At 55.3% G+C, this 15,072-nt stretch carries 11 protein-coding genes; 6 read left to right on the top strand and 5 right to left on the bottom strand.

The genetic code is table 11. From position 1 onward, the window contains the following. The first annotated feature begins 58 nt into the window (after positions 1 to 58). Positions 59 to 1,153, top strand: coding sequence for an S-methyl-5-thioribose-1-phosphate isomerase (mtnA, locus tag Q0816_RS08060; RefSeq protein ID WP_298849258.1), 1,095 nt, complete (start codon positions 59 to 61; stop codon positions 1,151 to 1,153). Between the two features lie 75 nt (positions 1,154 to 1,228). Further along, positions 1,229 to 3,268, top strand: coding sequence for a bifunctional aldolase/short-chain dehydrogenase (locus tag Q0816_RS08055; RefSeq protein WP_298849255.1), 2,040 nt, complete (start codon positions 1,229 to 1,231; stop codon positions 3,266 to 3,268). Positions 3,269 to 3,316: 48 nt separating this feature from the next. On the opposite strand, the gene Q0816_RS08050 is transcribed toward Q0816_RS08055, so the two are convergent. Then, on the bottom strand, positions 3,317 to 4,552 hold the full coding sequence (locus Q0816_RS08050) for an MFS transporter (protein ID WP_298849253.1): 1,236 nt from the start codon (positions 4,550 to 4,552) through the stop codon (positions 3,317 to 3,319). A gap of 149 nt (positions 4,553 to 4,701) precedes the next feature. Between Q0816_RS08050 and zapE the strand changes: the two genes are divergently transcribed. Next, entirely contained in the window at positions 4,702 to 5,760 is a 1,059-nt protein-coding gene (gene zapE / locus Q0816_RS08045; RefSeq protein ID WP_298849250.1) for a cell division protein ZapE, read from the top strand. A gap of 74 nt (positions 5,761 to 5,834) precedes the next feature. Here the strand turns inward: zapE and Q0816_RS08040 are convergent, their stop codons facing one another. Genes Q0816_RS08040 through Q0816_RS08025 form a run of 4 tightly spaced genes read right to left on the bottom strand, consistent with a single transcriptional unit; the run spans position 5,835 to position 12,080 of the window. Further along, entirely contained in the window at positions 5,835 to 7,109 is a 1,275-nt protein-coding gene (locus Q0816_RS08040; RefSeq protein ID WP_298849246.1) for a folylpolyglutamate synthase/dihydrofolate synthase family protein, read from the bottom strand. Beyond that, on the bottom strand, positions 7,106 to 8,035 hold the full coding sequence (gene accD / locus Q0816_RS08035) for an acetyl-CoA carboxylase, carboxyltransferase subunit beta (RefSeq protein WP_298849244.1): 930 nt from the start codon (positions 8,033 to 8,035) through the stop codon (positions 7,106 to 7,108). The genes Q0816_RS08040 and accD overlap by 4 nt, the downstream gene beginning before the upstream one ends. Positions 8,036 to 8,095: 60 nt before the next feature. Further along, positions 8,096 to 8,983 carry a lysostaphin resistance A-like protein gene (locus Q0816_RS08030; RefSeq protein WP_367180476.1) on the bottom strand — a complete coding sequence of 296 codons (888 nt, stop codon included), beginning with the start codon at positions 8,981 to 8,983 and terminating at the stop codon, positions 8,096 to 8,098. Then, on the bottom strand, positions 8,973 to 12,080 hold the full coding sequence (locus Q0816_RS08025; protein WP_298849242.1) for an ABC transporter transmembrane domain-containing protein: 3,108 nt from the start codon (positions 12,078 to 12,080) through the stop codon (positions 8,973 to 8,975). The genes Q0816_RS08030 and Q0816_RS08025 overlap by 11 nt, the downstream gene beginning before the upstream one ends. Before the next feature lie 252 nt (positions 12,081 to 12,332). Here Q0816_RS08025 and Q0816_RS08020 point away from each other — a divergent pair, with 252 nt between their 5' ends. From Q0816_RS08020 to Q0816_RS08010, 3 genes are all read left to right on the top strand, one after another. Beyond that, complete coding sequence (locus Q0816_RS08020) at positions 12,333 to 13,094, top strand: DUF6478 family protein (RefSeq protein WP_298849240.1); 762 nt, start codon at positions 12,333 to 12,335, stop codon at positions 13,092 to 13,094. Positions 13,095 to 13,105: 11 nt separating this feature from the next. After that, positions 13,106 to 13,465: a hypothetical protein gene (locus tag Q0816_RS08015; protein ID WP_298849238.1), complete on the top strand. Its 360-nt coding sequence runs from the start codon at positions 13,106 to 13,108 to the stop codon at positions 13,463 to 13,465. Positions 13,466 to 13,543: 78 nt separating this feature from the next. Continuing rightward, positions 13,544 to 15,070 carry an MFS transporter gene (locus Q0816_RS08010; protein WP_298849236.1) on the top strand — a complete coding sequence of 509 codons (1,527 nt, stop codon included), beginning with the start codon at positions 13,544 to 13,546 and terminating at the stop codon, positions 15,068 to 15,070. Positions 15,071 to 15,072: the final 2 nt, after the last annotated feature.

The raw sequence follows: 15,072 nt of genomic DNA, 5'->3' as shown, positions 1-15,072 counted from the left end.
TAAGAACGCACCCTGTATTTGAATTCTGATCAGGCCATTCGAATACGGAGACCGCATTATGAAAGTACAAGGCACCCATTACCGGTCGATATGGTGGGACAAACCAGCAGGTGAAGTTCGGATCATTGATCAACGATGGTTGCCGCATGATTTCCAGATTGTGACATTGAAAACTCTGGATGAATTCGCAGCAGCTATACGGGATATGTGGGTCAGGGGTGCGCCACTGATTGGTGCAACCGCTGCGTTTGGGATTGCCGAGCAGATGTCTCGTGACAGTTCCGAAGCTTCGTTCGACGGTGCGTATGACGTACTGCATGCGACCCGGCCCACGGCAATCAACCTACGTTGGGCATTGGACAGATGCCGTGAAGCACTGATGTCACTCGCTCCGGATGATCGTGCTGAACGCGCTTGGGCGTTAGCGCAGGAGATTGCGGACGAAGATGTCGAAATCAACGCCTCTATTGGCCGTCACGGGCTGGAGCTGATCAAGGACATTGCTGCGCGAAAACCAGAGGGCGAGCCGGTGCGTCTGTTGACCCATTGTAACGCGGGGTGGCTGGCGACAGTGGATTGGGGCACGGCGACAAGCCCCATGTATCACGCGCTTAACGCGGGCATTCCGCTTCACGTATGGGTAGACGAGACCAGGCCGCGCAACCAGGGCGCGTTGACTTCCTGGGAGCTGGGCGAACACGGGATTCCCCATCGCTATATCGTGGACAATGCGGGGGGGCACCTGATGCAGCACGGGTTGGTTGACCTGGTCATTACAGGAACGGATCGAACCACGGCACAAGGTGACGTCTGCAACAAAATCGGCACCTATCTGAAAGCTCTGGCCGCACGGGACAACGGTGTCCCGTTTTACGTCGCCCTGCCCTCGCCTACGATTGATTGGACGGTTCGCGACGGTGTTGCAGAAATACCGATCGAAGAACGCGATGCAAAGGAAGTGACCCATGTCATGGGTGTTGATGGGCAGGGGAACATCTCAGATGTTCGCGTGACGCCAGATGGCACGGAAGGTGCCAATCCCGCCTTTGATGTCACACCAAACCGGCTGGTCACCGGACTTATAACCGAGCGTGGCGTTTGCGAGGCCTCTGCAGAAGGCCTTGCCGGACTGTTTCCGGACCGGAATGATTAATACTTTGTTTAGCACCGTCAACGATTGTGCAACCGATCTTATGGGTCGTAGGCTCGCTTAACTTGCTGAGAATGAATGATGATTAAAAACTGGTACAAGGCCGATGAGGCACGGAATTGGCGGGATCAGGCTGGTGTTGATCCGGCAGATCAGGAACTGGGTGAGCGTGTCTATACTTCCCGGCTCATCGGCCAGAATCCAGACTTACTGATGCATGGCGGGGGCAATACCTCGGTCAAGCTGGAACGCAATGATCTCTTTGGCGAGCCGCAGCGCGTTCTTCATGTCAAAGGGTCCGGGTGGGATCTGGACAGCATTGAGGCACCGGGCCTGCCGGGCGTATGGCTCGATCCTTTGATGAAACTGCGTGCATTGGAGCAGTTGTCAGATTTCCAGATGGTCAATGTTCAGCGTGCCAATCTGCTGGACTCAGGTTCGCCGAACCCCTCTGTGGAAACACTGCTACACGCGTTTCTTCCGCATAAATATGTCGACCATACACATGCGACCCCGTTTCTGGTGCTGGCCAACCTGCCCAATGCCGAGGATATCTGCCGCGAGATTTTTGGCGACCGGCTGGGCATCGTGCCCTATATCATGCCAGGCTTCGGGCTGGCCAAGAAAGCGGCAGAGGTATTTGACGAAAACCCGAATGTCGAAGGACTTCTGCTGCTGCAGCATGGGCACTTTACCTTTGGTTCGACGGCGCAGGAAAGCTATGACCGGATCGTGGCGCATACCAACGAAGTCGCTGCCTATTTTGGTATGAAGGATCTAACGACGATTGGACGTCGTGATCGTGCCCAAGGTCTAAATATATTGCCAATTCTGCGCGGGGTCATCGCCGAAGTTGCGACCCGGCAGGATGATCCGATGCCTGTCTTCGATCTTCGAAACGGGCCGGACGTCATGAGGTTTTTTGACCGGACCGACATTGACACCCTGGCGCAACGAGGCATGGCGTCGCCTGACCACGTTTTGCGAACAAAAGGCTGCCCACTTGTTTTGCGCACTTCGGATTTGGCCGGGGGGCGGTCTCAGATCAAGGCAAAAGTCGAGGAATTTGCCGACGACTATCGAGCATATTTTGAACGGCAGGCACCGCAGGCTGATGAGCCCAAGAAACTGCTGCCTCAAGACCCCAAGCACGCCTGGATCGAAGGTGTCGGGATCCTTGGCATTGGTACGAATGCAAAAACTGCCTCGATAGCAGCGGACCTCGCCGAACAAAACCTTCGGGTTCGATCGGTGGGCGAAGATGCGGGCGGCTTCTATCCGACCAATGAAAAGGACCGTTTCGATTGCGAATACTGGTCGCTTGAGCAGGCGAAGCTGGGCAAAAGCTCTCCGCCCCCGCTTCAGGGAAAGATAGTGATGGTTACCGGTGGAGCAGGTGCAATTGGTCTGGCAACCGCCAAGGCATTTGCGGATGCCGGGGCAAACGTTGCGTTGGTAGATCTGGATGAGACGGCGTTGGAAAAGGCAAAGCTGGCCCTTGGCCCTTGGCATTCGATATTTGCCTGCGACGTGACCGAGAGTGGCGCCGCAGATGCCGCGGTCGCTGCCGCGATTCACCGGTTTGGTGGTCTTGATATGCTGGTATCCAACGCCGGGTCTGCGACGTCCGGCGCGTTGCTGGAATTGGGCGACGAGGAATTCCGCTCTGCTTTCGAGCTAAATTTCTTTGCGCACAAGGCTTTTGCAACGCGGGCTGCGCAGGTGATGCAAGCACAGGGCCGGGGCGGACAGATTTTGTTCAATATCTCCAAGCAGGCGATCAATCCAGGCCGCAACATGGGGGCTTATGGCACGCCAAAAGCCGCTACTCTATTTTTGTTGCGCCAGTTGACGCTTGAACTGGCCGAACATGGTATTCGTGTGAATGGAGTGAATGCAGACCGCATTCGGTCTGGTCTGTTGACAGATGGGTTCATCCAAGAACGCTCCGCTGCACGCGGGGTGTCTGAGGAAACATATATGTCAGGCAACCTGTTGGGCCGTGAAGTCGAAGCCACGCATGTGGCAGGTGCATTTGTGGCTTTGGCGCTGATGGAACGCACCACCGGGCATGTCGTGACTGTGGATGGCGGCAATACCGAAGCCGAACTGCGATAAGCCCTGTCCTATCGAATTGATTTCCTGCCTAGTGCGTCAAGGCGCGCCTCAGGCGGGAACTGTTGAGCGATTCTCACGGATCGGAAGGTGAACGATGGCGCTGAAGGCTCCGATTGCGACCCCGATCCACCACACCATGCTGTAGTCGCCATATTGGTCATACATGCGCCCGCCCAGCCAGACGCCAAGGAAACTGCCGATCTGATGGCTGAAGAAGATGATGCCATAAAGCGTTCCCATGTAGCGCAGACCGTACAGGTGCGCGACGAGGCCAGAGGTCAGCGGTACAGTGGCCAGCCAAAGCGACCCCATCACCAGCGAGAACACGATGACCGAAAGTGGTGTGATCGGGAAAATGATGAACAATGCCGCAGCAAGCGTCCGACCGGTATAGACTGCGGCCAGCAGGTATTTCTTGGGGAAGTGGTTGCCCGCCCAGCCCGCCAACAGCGTGCCGCCGATGTTGGCCAGACCGATCAGGGAAATCGATACAGCACCAAGCGCCGACGTGGAGGTGATTCCGATGGAATGCAGGACACCGCCAGGTTGGATCGGGCCGCACATCTCGGTCACAAAAGCAGGGAAATGCGCAGTGATAAAGCCCAGTTGATATCCGCAGCTGAAGAAACCCAGAAAAATCAGTGCGTAGGACGGGTCGCGGAACGCCTTACCCAGAATCTCGCTCATACTTTCTTCCAGCTCGGCCTTGGAGACAGGCTGAGGAGCCCGCATGAAGGGCAAGGTCAGTACAAGCGCAAGAATTGCCACGGCAAACACGATAAAGACCTGCTGCCATGGCAGGAAAGACAGCAACCACTCGGCTGTTGGCGCGCCCAGAACCTGGCCAAAACTGCCCGCGGCCGTAACGATTGCCAGAGACATGGACCGGTTTTCGTTGGATGACGCGCGTCCGACCACTGCCAAAACGACACCGAACCCTGTTCCCGCGATGCCGAAACCCACCAGCCATGCATACATCTGATGCTCGAACGGCGTGACGGACCACGCAGACAGCACCATGCCAGCAGCATAGGTCAGAGCGCCGAGGACGATTGCCCGGCGGTCACCCACCTTTTCGGCGATGGCGGCAAAGATCGGTTGACCGATGCCCCAGGCGAGGTTTTGGATTGCTATTGCCAGTGAGAAATCTGTGCGCAACCAGCCGAACTCATCCGCGATCGGAATCTGGAATACGCCAAACGAGGCGCGCACCGCGAAGCTGACCGTGATGATGACGCAACCGACGATCAGGATCGGATTCAACAGGCGGGCGGGTTGGGGCATTGAAACCTCGGAAATTTCGCCCGAAGGACCGTATCGCCTTTTTGGCAAGCGTCAATCCAGCAGATTTGTGGTAACGGATAAGCAAATTTGATGTGTCGTCAAAAATGGCTTCTTTTCAACGGGCGAGGTGACAGGTAAGGCTCAGATTCATGACGGATCTTATTTCTCTCTACGAGGCCTGCATCGCGGATGGAACTCTGACCCGCGACGACGCACAAGAGGCCGTTCTACCCCATTTTGAACGTATCCGTACCGCGTTGTCTGAACCGGTCAAGCGCGGGTTCTTCCGCAAGGCTCCCCCACCACCCAAGGGATTGTATCTATGGGGCGGTGTTGGACGTGGAAAATCGATGCTGATGGATATGTTTGTCGATACGCTGGGTGATATCCCGGTAAGGCGCGTACATTTCCATGCGTTTATGCAGGAAATTCACGCTGGAATGCACAAGGCTCGACAGGAGAATGTTGAGGATGCCCTGGCGCCGGTGGCGAAAGACGTAGTCAATTCGGTTCGCCTGCTCGCCTTTGACGAAATGCAGATTTCCGACATTACCGATGCGATGATTGTAGGGCGCTTGTTTGACCTGCTGCATGAGGGCGGCGTGGTCGTAGTGACAACGTCAAACAGACATCCTGATGATCTGTATAAGGACGGGTTGAACCGGCAGCTGTTTTTGCCATTCATCGCGCATATCAAAGAGCAGTTGCAGGTGTGGGAACTGGTATCACCGACCGACTATCGGCAAAACCGGCTGGAAGGCGCACCGGTCTACTTCACACCGATTGGCCCGGAAGCCCGGCAGAAAATCCGGGAGGTCTGGGTAGATCTTGCAGGTGGCCCCGCGAGCCCGCTGGTCTTGCAGGTCAAAGGGCGCGCCGTTGAATTGCCCGCCTTTCGCAACGGGGTGGCAAGGGCCTCCTTCTATGACCTGTGCGGTCGCATGTTGGGACCGGGAGATTATCTTGCGATTGCGGAAGAAGTGAAGGTGCTGGTGCTTGAGGACATTCCACGCTTGTCCCGGAACAACTTCAATGAGGCCAAGCGGTTTGTCACCTTGATCGATGCACTCTACGAAGCAAAGGTGCGTTTGATCTGTTCCGCGGCAGCCGAGCCTGAGATGCTGTATGTAGAAGGTGAAGGAACGTTCGAGTTTGAGCGCACCGCCTCGCGCCTGCGGGAGATGCAGGATCAGGATTGGGGGAATTAGGGGGCGCTGCCCCCGTCGCGCTGCGCGCGCCTCCCCCGAGGTATTTTCAGCCAGGTGAAGGGGTTGGGACGCGTCTATGCGTTTTCCCGAAGGATATTCCCAGCCAGATAGAGCGAACCACAAATCAGAACGCGCGCTTGCGGGTCTTTTTCCATGATCCCTTTCAATGCATCCGAGACGCTGTCTGCGGTGGATGCCGGAAGGTTGACCTTGGCGGCAGCAGCAGCGGTTTCTTCTGCGCTGAGCGTCGCTGATTCACCCGGAATCGAGACGGCGGTAAGGCTTGCGGCCTTCTCTGCCAGTGGTGCGAGGTACCCTGTCACATCTTTGGTGTTGAGCATGCCGCAGATCATGTGCGTGGGCTTTTGTGGCAGTTTCGTCAGCACATCCGCCAGCGCGATACCTGCAGCAGCGTTATGACCACCGTCCAGCCACAGCTCAGCCTGCGGAGCTTGATCGATGAGCGGACCAGATTTCAGACATTGCATGCGGGCAGGCCATCTGGCTTTGGACACGGCGGCTTCATAAGCTTCATCGCCCATGTCCAGATGGCGCAGGACTGCCAACGCAGCCCCCGCGTTCTGAAACTGATGTGCGCCCAGAAGGTTTGGCAGAGGCAGATCACGCAGGCCAGTTTCGTCCTGGTAGATCAGACGCCCGTTTTCTTCATGAACGTGCCAGTGCTGACCATGAACCAGCAACGGCGCACCCAATCGGGCGGCTGTGTATTCGATGACTTCAAGCGCTTCGTCCTGCTGCGGACCAACAATGCAAGGAACACCAGGTTTGATGATACCGGCTTTTTCCGCGGCGATCTTGCCCAGTGTATCGCCCAGGAATTGTTCGTGATCGATTGAAACGGGCGTAATCACAGTCACCGCAGGCATTTCGATCACATTGGTTGCGTCCAGACGGCCGCCCAGACCGACCTCGAGCAACGTGTAGTCTGCTTTCGCACGGGCGAAGGCCAGCAGCGCAGCGCATGTGGTGATTTCGAAATACGTGATATTCTCGCCACCGTTGGCGGCGTAACACTCATCCAGAACCGCCATCAGATCCGGTTCCGAAATCAATTCTCCGGCAAGACGGATTCGTTCGTGAAAGCGTGCCAAATGAGGCGAGGTATAGGCGTGTACCGAGCGCCCTGCCCCTTCAAGCCCTGCCCTTATCATGGCCTGGGTTGAGCCCTTGCCGTTGGTTCCCGCAATATGAATGACAGGAGGCAGGTTGAGCTGAGGGGCTTCCAACGCCGCCAGCAAACGCCAGACACGATCCAAGGTCAGATCAATGATCTTGGGATGCAGCGCCATCATCCGGTCCAGGATGGCGTCAGATGTCCGGGCCGTCATTTCTGATCTGTCTCTTCAGCAGCGGCATCCGCTGCTTCTTTGGGCTCCGGCGCTGGCAGTTCACCTTTGATAGCAGGTGGTTGGTTCATGAGCATCCGCGTAATGGTGATCAGTTCGTTGCGCATTTCGGTGCGTTTGGTGACACGATCCAGCATCCCGTGATCCAGCAAATACTCAGCCCGTTGGAAACCTTCGGGCAGTTTTTCACGAATTGTCTGCTCGATCACGCGGGGACCGGCAAAACAGATCAGCGCGTTGGGTTCCGAGATATGGACATCTCCCAACATTGCATAAGACGCGGTCACTCCCCCGGTAGTAGGGTGGGTCAACACGACGATATAAGGCAGGTTCGCCTCTTTCAGCATTTCAACAGCCACCGTGGTTCGTGGCATTTGCATCAGGCTGAGGATACCTTCCTGCATTCGCGCGCCACCGGCCGCCGAAAACAGAATTAGCGGGCGGTTGAGCCTGACCGCTTCCTGAGCGGCGGCAATGATCGCATTGCCCACATACATGCCCATTGATCCGCCCATGAACGAAAAGTCCTGCGCGGCGGCTACAATCGGTGTGCGCCCGATTTCACCCAAGGCGACCAGCATCGCTTCTTTTTCGCCGGTCTTCTTCTGCGCCGCTTTCATGCGATCAGGGTACTTCTTCTGATCGCGGAAATGCAGCGGATCGTCCTTGGGGGCCGGAACTTCGACCTCGGTGAATATGCCACCGTCAAAAAGATGATTGAATCTGTCGCGCGGTGTGATCGCCATGTGGTGGTCGCACTGGGTGCAGACATTCTGGTTTTCCGCCAGTTCCCGGTGGAACAACATCGTTCCGCACTCATCACATTTGTGCCAGAGATTTTCCGGCACTTCGCGGCGTGAGAAGATCGAGTTGATCCGGGGGCGGACGTAGTTTGTGATCCAGTTCATGTCGGAACCTTGGCTTGTGCGGTGTTGACGTCAAATAAGACGCTATGGAAGGAAATGCAATCAGCGCCTGAGCGCAAGCCGTGCTGCCAGCCAGCAAACAAGCATCACCGCCAAATCCACCATCAACCAAGGGCGAAGCTGTTCGGCATCCGACGCATCGAACGGCAAAACGTACAGCGCCAACCCATTCAGGTTGTCCGGCAAAGAGAAAAATAGTAACGCGATGACGTTATTGAAGAAATGCAGGGCAATAGCGGGCCCAAGTGTTCCGGCCCTCGCGGTCAGATCCGACGTCAGCAGACCAAAAACGCAAGCCCACAGTGCAATCAGAAGCGCATTTTCCCCTGCCATGTCTGGAGTGTAGTGGCCGACGGCAAACAGGATGGACGGCACACCCATCCAGATGATGGGGGATTTGAACCTGGCCGCAAGAGTTTGCTGGATATACCCTCGAAACAACACTTCTTCGGCGCTGGTCTGCACCAGGACAACCAAGGCCGAGACAGGCAACAGAAGAAGCCAAGTTGACAATGGCAGATTCTGAATCAGAGCACCCCCTACGCTATAGGGGGGTAGCACGACGCCGACGACACCCAGAATCAGCAGTGCTTTCAACACCTTCAAGAACTGGGCCAATGCCAAGCTGCGCTCGCCGATGATGGATCGCAAAGATCGGTGCTGAACGTGCCGTGCGGCGACAGCCACGCTCAGAAAAATAAACCCGAAGCTGGCCAATAACAACAACAGCGCCAAGGGTGAGTTGCCCAGCACAAGGTTCTGAGCCCAACTTTCGGGGCCCATACCGGCGATCAAGGTGAAAAACGCCATGTTCAGAATGCTGACCAACACCGCAATCAACAACAACCCAAGCAACAAACGCCAGATTTCGGGTCTAGCACGTGCGCTTTTTATCAGATGCATATGAGCGGAATAGGCGCTAGGCATCATTTCCCTGGCTTTCCGGTTTCACTTCGTCAGTCACGGAGGGCAACATTTCCTCAGGGTTCTGTGCTATGTTAATTCTGTTGGAAAGCGTCGTCAGATACCCTGCAACGGTCTGCAGTAGTTGGATCGCAACAGTAGCATCGCTTTCAACGACGGCCCGCAACTCTTCTGCGCCGATGCGCAGAAAACTGCAATCTTCGATAGCGACCAGATCCAATTGTCTTGGTTCTCCAGTGATAATGGACAAATCTCCGATCAGCCGCCCCGGTTCAATGATTGAGATTGGGCGTTTTGTTCCGTCTTCGTTGGACCAGTCCAGCCTGGCCTGACCCGAGATGCACAAATAAGCAGCATCAGGCGCTTGACCACGCGAGAAGATGACTTGCCCCGTTGCTGCTTCGTACCATTGTGCCGAAAAGGCAAGTAGTCGCTGGTTTCGACCGTCCAAACCGGAAAACAACGCGGTGGCAGACAAAATCTCAAGCTTGCGACTCAGATCATCCGGCACGCTGTCCTCTTGCTCGGGTTTGCTGCGAGATACGCCATCAATGCGACCGTCCTTGATTTCCACAAACAGGTCATAGGCTTCGGGATGGGCAAAGTGATCCTCCATGAAGATCATGATGGAATCGGGCAGTAATTCCCGCAGTTTCAAGCGGGTACGCAGCCGACTTTCAGAATCATGGCTGGCCAGAGCCTTGTCCAAAATCAGGACATCAGGACGCTTGATTCCCGCGCGTGAAAACGCTGCGCGCTCCTGAAAGACGGTGGGCAGGTTGTTCCCGCCCAAACCTGACGGCAGATCATAGATGATGGCCGCCGCCCGACGGCGCAGACCGGCTTCGTTCATGGCTTCGGCCACGACGTTTTCGATGTCGTCCGCATATGCGCCTGCCATCAATGACACCCGGCCATAGATCGCATTTTCCATCACCGTCAGTCGAGGCACATAGATATCCGGAGCCACTGACATGAACATACCACCCATCGCATCCCTCAACCTGTTGGCCTGACTTTTGCGGATGGCCAGGATTTTGTCTTTGTATTCCTCTGGGAAATCAGGACCGATCTGCTCAGCTGTCAGCAGGAATGGCACCGTCAGCAACATGGCACGCTCCTGATCACTCAGAGCGATGTCACCTTTGGCTTTGCGACGATCCTCGATATCCAGAAGTTGGTGATACATGTCCTTTGACATGCCAAGCCTCAGGAAAAGTGGGTGATCCGCACCGTCCCGTCCAAATGTTTTTTCCAGCGTGTCCATAACAGCATTAGAAATACTGATCACGTCATCCGCCAGATCATGGGTGCTGAGCATCTGAACGAACCGTTCGTCACCGGCCAGAATGTCAGGGGAAATGTCCCGCGACGGGGCGGCAAACAACAGATTGCCACCCAACGGGACTGCCGGGTTAAAGTGATCAGGGTCAAACCGATAAACATAGCGGTCGAGCCCCTTTTCCATCAGACGTTTGGCGATGGTCTCTCGCAGATTGACAACTTCCTGCGCCAGTACAGGGTGGATCTCGGGGTCAAACTGCGTTCGCAAAGTACGACGGAACATGAATTCATCAATGCCCATCGCTTCCACCAGTTGGAACCACCAGTCGCGTATGTCTTCAACATCATCCAGACCGGCGAGGCCGGGGTCGATCCATTCTTCGTCCAGAGGATCGGGTGGATTACCTGCACGGACAGCTTCGATTTGCCTTTTTGTTGGCGCCTTAAGCGTGTCTGCTTCACGTCGCGGATGCGTGCGCAGAGGCATCATGAGATTGTCGCCCAGCGTTCCGTCAAACAGGTAAGGGCGTGAATAAGCATAGCCGATCCGAGCTGCGATAACGGATTGATGCAGGCCGTGCAGGTTATGCCCAGCCATGATTACGTCACCCTGCACCGGCAACACCTCGCGAGTCAGAAGCTGGCCCAACGCACTGCGTTCCGACGCATGTGTGGATTGAATTGCGACTCGCGCACCGCGAGGAATAGTCAGATCGAGGTCTTCCAGAATGGTTTTACCATCATTGTCGCGGACCGTCACATTGCGCAGCTCGATATTGCCATTCAGACGCGGGATGGATTCGGGTTCACCCTCAAACAGCTCTTCCGGTATCATGTTGTCCGGTGCAAACCTTTCCGTGACAATCTCCCACCGCAAAGACATGTCCTGCACCTGATTGTAGTAGGTCAGCAGATCCTTCCACGGACCGCTCAGATCCTTGTAGGCGCCCAATGCGGCGACCAAGGCACCCACGGTCACCTCACCTGTAATCGCCAGATACCCACCCACGGAATAAAACAGAAAGGGCGTCATCTGAGTGATCAGATTGTTGAGAAATTTCATGAAGAATTTCTTGTTGTAGATCTTGAAACGGATCTCGAACAAGGTCCCCAGTCGATGGCTGAATTGCGCCAGTCGATAGCGCCAGCCACCATTGGTACGTAAATCGCTGATTCCCGCGGCGCTTTCACCGATTTCCGAGCTCAGATGCCGAACTTCCTGAATGCGATCCTTGTTAAGAAGATTGATCTGCCGCTGAAGTTTGGGAATTAGCCAGGCCTGAAGCGGGATCAGCGCGATACTTGCCAGGCCAAACCAAACGCTCTGCATGAACAGAAAGGTCACGATGGTCATCATCTGGCCGAACTGGAAAACCGGCTGCGCGATGGCGTCGCCCATCAAGCCACCCATCGGTTCGGCTTCGGACGTGATCATCGAAACCAGCTCACCCTGGCTGGTGGTGGCGAAATAGGATTTCGGAAAGCGCATCGAACGCTCAATCAACGTAAAGCGCAGGCGCCGCAGCATACGTTCGGCAAGAACACCTTTCATAGTGTTGATGCGCATCTTCATCAGGCCGCTGGCGATCACTGTAGCCAGAAATGCAAAGCACAATACCAGCAGATACTGTACCTGCGTCACGGTGATCCCCCAGATCACTACCGTGTCGCCCGGTGCGCCAATGGCGTCGTTGATGATTTGTTTGGGTAATTCCAACGAGGCATAGAGAAACGGGAAGGATAGGACCGTCAGCACCAACAGAACAAGTTGCTGTTTCTTCGAATGTTTCCAAATGAAGGAAAATAAAGTGGGCTCCATAACATGGCCTTATTATTAGCTAAACTATCGTGTGGCTGTATTTGGGATGACCCATTTTGCAGGTACCTGACGGTAAGCACTGACCCGGTGCATTGCAAGAATAGACCGCTTCAGTTCCGGCACAGCGCGCCTATCTAATTTATGCGCTGGCCCCAACAGAAAAACGCACGCTTTCGATAGCAATTTTGTTATTGCGGGTTTGTCCATACTCTTCTTCTTGACTAAAGAAGGGCATTATCGGACGACGAGGTCATGGGCAGGATTCTGGATCGCTATCTTCATCGCAAGACTCTGGGGCGTTGGCGTCGGGCCGCGCAACAGGCTCCGAATGCCACGCAATCGGAATTGCGGCAACAACGGGAACAGGCACGCAATTTGCGCGGGCATCTGGATCGTTTGATCCAGCAGGCTGACACCCGCCTTTTGCGGCCGAAGATCGGATCTGTACAGTTTTCCAAACCTGTTGGCACGGACTGGAGCTGGCGGCCTGACTTATGGCGTGGCCCTCTGACGCAACCCGGCGCGGCCTCGGCTCCGCGCAAGACTGTTGTGGATGATCAGGTCAGCCTGTTCCACGACTGCCCGTTGTCACAAATTGCCGTGCGGCAGATCCGGAACCGGGGCGCAAGCGATCTGGCCCCGTTCAGCCTGATGGTCGAAGCGTTCAGTTTCGAGGGCTCTTTTCTTTCAGTGTCGGTCGAATTGCCGGGTAATGCGGCCTTAAACCTGACGCGCGAGCACCTGATGCGGGTGGAAACCCTGATCGAATGCGAAAACCCATCGCAAGTGTTCGCACGACTTAACATTCAACATGGCCCAAATATGGAGAAGGTACTGCGAAGTCTTGATCCATCTGAGGCGTCAAGTGCTGTTGACTTTGACCTGGCCCACCTCCCGCTGAATGAACGCCGGATCGAAAAAATCTGGCTGGACCTGATTTTTGAGAATCCCGAGATGAACCGTATAGTCGTGCGGGATCTTACGTTTTGCCGTTTTCACCGTGCCGACTTGTGAGAAGATCAGACATGACGCAAATCACGTTAACCTTCATTCGGTTCGAAAACAGTATTTGGCAGGGTCACATTCAGGCCAATACCGAGCCGAGGCTGGATGTACGGTACATGGGTGAAACGCTGGATGGTGTTGAATTGTCACCTACAGAAAACGGCTGGGATCTGAGCGTTCAAGTACCCATTGCTGCGCTATCTGAAGGTGTGCATACTTTCGTCATTGCAGACGCAGCAACGACCGAGAAACTTGGCAGCTTCAGCATAATCGCGGGTGAGCCGGCCGCGGATGACCTCAGGGTCGAAGTAAACTTGCTACGGGCAGAACTTGATATGCTGAAACGCGCATTCCGTCGGATCTGCCGGGACGACTCCTGATCCCTTCGGATTGGTATTCCTATCTTTATTGACGATTTCGTGCATCATGAGCGCATTCGAAACGGATCGCGCGCCGTCATGGATCGTAGCAGTATTATCAAAGTCATCGCGTTGATGGTGACAGGATTTGGCATCGGTATCGACTTTACTGGTGCCCTCATGCTGGTGCCTGCAATCGAAAACAGCTTTGACGCCGATATCACCAGCACCCAATGGGTTCTGAACATCTATGCGTTATTTTTTGCTATGACCATGGTCGCAGGCGGGCGGCTTGGCGATATGTATGGCCACCGCAGAATGATGATCTTTGGCCTGTCGATCTTTCTGTTTTCGTCGGTTATGTGTTTTGTTTCGCCCAACCTCGATTTCCTGATCATTGCACGTGCGCTGCAGGGTGTTGGCGCGGGTTGCGTCTGGCCTTGTACCCTTGCCTTCGGCGCAACAAAAATCTCGAAACCTGAACATCGGGCTCTGGTGATGGGGCTCATTCTGGCAGGGGTGACCACCGGAAATGTGTTTGGCCCGATGATCAGTGGATTGGCCGTGAACCTGGGAGAGTGGAGGTACTTTTTCCTCGCCAATGTCGTCTTTTCCTGCATTTCGATGGCGACCGCGCTGATCCTGATGGAACGCGAAACCCAGAACCAACGGGATGAGCATCTGGACCTCGCCGGGATGGGCGTTTTGTCTTTTGCCGTGTTGTTGCTGCTTTATGGTCTGGATGTGGGTGCGGATTGGGGATGGACATCCGTTCCGTTGCTGATGCTGTTTTTCGTCAGCGCTGTGCTTTTCATTCTGTTCCCCAAAGTCGAGAAACGTGTGGCGGAACCTTTGCTCCTGCCGCAGATGATGCAAAACCGCGAGTTTCGCATCACCTTGGGCCTGAACATGTTCAACGTGTCAGCGGCTTTTGTAGGGCTGTTTTATTTCCCCCAATACATGCAGAAAGTGCTGGGCTGGTCGACATTTGAGTCCGCACTGGGGCTGGCGCCACTAACGGTGCTGCTGGCCGTGGCGTCGATAATTTCGGGCACGCTTTACAATGATTTCGGTCCCAAGCGCTTGTTGTTCTGGGGTTACTTGATTGCCACAATCGGGGCAGCAACGATTGTCGTGATGCCAAGCGATCTGGGGTACGTCCGTATCCTGCCCGGCATGGCGATGATCGGGCTGGGCGCGACTCTGACAGTGGGGCCGTCCGGTACCGCGGCAATGTGTGCGGTGAAGCCGGAACGGGCCGGCTTGGTCGGCGGACTAAGCTTTATGACCCATCTGGTCTATGGAGCTATTTCCGTTGCTTGCGCTACGGCCATCATGTACGTCGTCAGCCTGTCAAAACTGCGCGAAGGGCTGACCGCTGCAGGCGTCAAGCTGACGGACGCAGACCTGCGGGCGATCAATGGCGGTACGCTTGACACACAATCTGCCAAAGCAGTTATCAGCCGGTTGTCACCCAGTGAGTTGGAAAAGGTTCAACAGGCGTTGTCGGCAGCGTTCGACAGCGGCATGAGCATGGCTTTCATCTTTGCGACAATCTCAGTCTCGGTTGGGATCGTCCTGGCATTGCTTCTCGATGAAAAGAAACTGCACAAGATCGAAAGCTAAAG

Origin of the sequence: uncultured Ruegeria sp. (assembly GCF_947497005.1) — a bacterium.
Classification (GTDB): Bacteria; Pseudomonadota; Alphaproteobacteria; order Rhodobacterales; family Rhodobacteraceae; genus Ruegeria.
This window is presented reverse-complemented; position numbering and strand designations above follow the sequence as displayed.

What these genes read in the sequence shown, in the direction of transcription:
- mtnA (WP_298849258.1), top strand. Translation starts at nt 59, where the DNA reads ATGAAAGTACAAGGCACCCATTACCGGTCGATATGGTGGGACAAACCA.
- Q0816_RS08055 (WP_298849255.1), top strand. Translation starts at nt 1,229, where the DNA reads ATGATGATTAAAAACTGGTACAAGGCCGATGAGGCACGGAATTGGCGG.
- Q0816_RS08050 (WP_298849253.1), bottom strand. Translation starts at nt 4,552, where the DNA reads ATGCCCCAACCCGCCCGCCTGTTGAATCCGATCCTGATCGTCGGTTGC.
- zapE (WP_298849250.1), top strand. Translation starts at nt 4,702, where the DNA reads ATGACGGATCTTATTTCTCTCTACGAGGCCTGCATCGCGGATGGAACT.
- Q0816_RS08040 (WP_298849246.1), bottom strand. Translation starts at nt 7,109, where the DNA reads ATGACGGCCCGGACATCTGACGCCATCCTGGACCGGATGATGGCGCTG.
- accD (WP_298849244.1), bottom strand. Translation starts at nt 8,035, where the DNA reads ATGAACTGGATCACAAACTACGTCCGCCCCCGGATCAACTCGATCTTC.
- Q0816_RS08030 (WP_367180476.1), bottom strand. Translation starts at nt 8,983, where the DNA reads ATGATGCCTAGCGCCTATTCCGCTCATATGCATCTGATAAAAAGCGCA.
- Q0816_RS08025 (WP_298849242.1), bottom strand. Translation starts at nt 12,080, where the DNA reads ATGGAGCCCACTTTATTTTCCTTCATTTGGAAACATTCGAAGAAACAG.
- Q0816_RS08020 (WP_298849240.1), top strand. Translation starts at nt 12,333, where the DNA reads ATGGGCAGGATTCTGGATCGCTATCTTCATCGCAAGACTCTGGGGCGT.
- Q0816_RS08015 (WP_298849238.1), top strand. Translation starts at nt 13,106, where the DNA reads ATGACGCAAATCACGTTAACCTTCATTCGGTTCGAAAACAGTATTTGG.
- Q0816_RS08010 (WP_298849236.1), top strand. Translation starts at nt 13,544, where the DNA reads ATGGATCGTAGCAGTATTATCAAAGTCATCGCGTTGATGGTGACAGGA.